Raw genomic sequence first — 1804 nt, forward strand, 5'->3', positions numbered from 1 at the left:
TCTCCGGGGCCAACTTCTCACTGGTGTGCGGGGCGGTGGTGCTGGGGGTGCGGTTGCTGGGCGCGTCGACGCGGCTCACGGTGGCGATGGGGTTGGTGGCGATGCTCGGCTTCGTGGTGTTGGTGCGACCCACCGACAGTGTGTTGCGGGCGGCGGTGATGGGCGGGGTGGGCCTGGTGGGGGCGCTGGCGGCGCGGCGGGCGCAGGCGTTGCCCGCGCTCGGGACCGCGGTGGTCGTGGTGTTGCTGTTCTGGCCGCAGATGGCGGTGGGACCGGGCTTCGCGCTGTCGGTGGCGGCAACGCTCGGTCTGGTGTTGTGGGCGGCGCCGCTGCGGCGGTGGTGGATGGCGAGGCGGGTGCCGGAGCCGCTGGCGGTGCTGTTGGCGATGACGATGGCGGCGCAGGTGTTGACCACGCCGCTGGTGATCGCGATCTCCGATCGGGTGAGCCTGGTGTCGTTGCCGGCGAACGTGCTGGTGGCGCCGACGGTGGGGGTGATCGCGCTGTTGGGGACGGCGGCGGCGCTGGTGGGGGCGGTGGGCTCGGTGTCCGGGGTGGCGGCGCTGGTCGCCGAGTGGTTGCTCCGGGCGACCGGACCGGAGCTGTGGTGGCTGATCGGTTGCGCCGACACTCTCGGCGGGTGGGCGTGGTCGGCGCCGCAGGTGCCGGGCTGGCAGGCGGCCACCCTGCTGGTGCTCCTCGCCCTCTCCGCCTCGCTCGCATGGCGCGCCGCCCACTCCCGATTGAGGATTCCGTTCCCGCGCGCCTTCTCAACGTGCGCGGGAACGGAATCCTCAATCGGGAAGGTATTTAGGGGAGGGCGAAGGATTGGGGGGACGAGCGGCGCAGGTGGCGCAGGAGGGGGAGGCCGAAGGCGACGGAGATGATCATGGCGCCGAGGGAGAACAGCGGCAGACTGTCGTAGCCGGCCACCTTGGCCAGGAACATCGGGACGATCGCGCCGATCACCGCGCCCGCGGCCACCCCGCTGTTGAACAGGCCCATCGCCGAGCCTTCGCCGCCGGGGGCGATCTCGGCGGCCAACAGGGTGGCCCCGACGTACTGGAACGGATAGACGGTGGCGATCAGCACGAGGGCGAGGCAGCCGAACACGGCGCCGGTGGTCGAGTGCGCGAGGGTGGCCGAGGCGAGGATGAGGAAGCCGATCAGGGTGACGCCGATACCGATCGCGAGAAGTCGTGCCGAACCGATGCGCCGGTCGAGGTCGCCGCAGACCGGGTAGAGCACCGCGCCGATGGCGGACCCGGCCATGAACACCAGCGACGTGGTGGAGGGGTCCACGTCGAAGGCGGCGCGCAGAATCAGCGGCACGACGTTGTAGAAGGTCATCAGGCCGATCATGGCGAACAACCAGCAGAGCAGGAACACGCCGAACTGACTGAACAGCGCCTGCGACAGGGAATGCCGTGCGGAACCGGTCGGGTCCGCCGTCGGCGGTGCCTTGGCGATGCGCGGCAACCGCAGCGCGGCCAGGAGCGTGCCGAAGGCCATGACGACGCCGACGACGATCCAGCCGGCCTCCAGGCGGTGCGCGAAGTACGCGGCCACGGCCAGGCCGGCCACCTGCCCGACGCCGAAGGCAAGGCGCAGCCAGCCCATGCGCTCGCCCCACTCGCTCCGCGGCCGACCTTCGACGATGAACACGCTGGCGGTGGTCTGGGCCGCGCCCGCACCGGCGCCGGCGATCAGCATGCAGCAGAATCGCGCGGCGGTCCCGTCGAGGAGGCCGAAGGCGGCGGTGGCGGCGGCGATCGCCGGGAAGCTCCCGATGAACACCGCGCGC

Annotated in this window: 2 protein-coding genes; one reads left to right on the plus strand and one right to left on the minus strand. The window is 71.8% G+C overall.

Annotation, left to right across the window (positions count from 1 at the left end):
• The coding region (locus tag ACFFJD_RS16730; RefSeq protein WP_382366234.1) for a ComEC/Rec2 family competence protein at positions 1 to 887 on the plus strand (887 nt) is incomplete at its 5' end.
• Here ACFFJD_RS16730 and ACFFJD_RS16735 read toward each other — a convergent pair.
• Positions 811 to 1804: MFS transporter (locus tag ACFFJD_RS16735; RefSeq protein ID WP_382366236.1), on the minus strand; the 994-nt coding region annotated here is incomplete at its 5' end. The genes ACFFJD_RS16730 and ACFFJD_RS16735 overlap by 77 nt on opposite strands.

The sequence above is a fragment of the Gordonia phosphorivorans genome (assembly GCF_042432625.1).
In the GTDB taxonomy this organism is placed as follows: Bacteria; Actinomycetota; Actinomycetes; order Mycobacteriales; family Mycobacteriaceae; genus Gordonia; species Gordonia phosphorivorans.